This window comes from Phycisphaerales bacterium, from assembly GCA_040221175.1.
Classification (GTDB): domain Bacteria; phylum Planctomycetota; class Phycisphaerae; order Phycisphaerales; family UBA1924; genus JAHCJI01.
Window position 1 is genome coordinate 1 of record JAVJVK010000017.1, and the last position, 434, is coordinate 434.

Annotated in this window: 1 protein-coding gene; it reads left to right on the top strand. The window is 63.4% G+C overall.

Annotated features, from left to right (window positions below; genetic code table 11):
* A partial coding sequence (locus RIE32_12210) for an ABC transporter permease (GenBank protein MEQ9097014.1) occupies positions 1–434 on the top strand: 434 nt, incomplete at both ends.

Genomic DNA, 434 nt, shown 5'->3' on the forward strand with positions numbered 1-434 from the left:
TTCTACACGCTCGACTATCTGCTTGCCGGCGACGTGGGCGGCTTCTGGACGGCGCTGCGTCACCTGGCGCTTCCCGCCTTCGCCCTTGCGCTCGCGCCGATGGGATTTCTGATCAGGCTGTTGCGCGCCAATCTGCTCGACGTGACGCACGAGCCTTTCGTGACGGTTCTGCACAGCAAGGGTGTCGCACCCCTGTCGGTGCACTTCCGGCACATTCTGCCCAACGCGTTCCTGCCCACATTGACCGCCGGGGGGCTGATCCTCGCCCAGCTTCTGGGCGGCAGCGTGCTGGTGGAGCGCATCTTCGTCTGGCCCGGCGTCGGTACGCTCGTGATCGACGGGATCCTTCGTCAGGACTATGCCGTGGTTCAGGCCTTCATCATGCTCAGCGCTTTCATCTATATCGGCGTCAACCTGCTGGTCGACATCGCCTA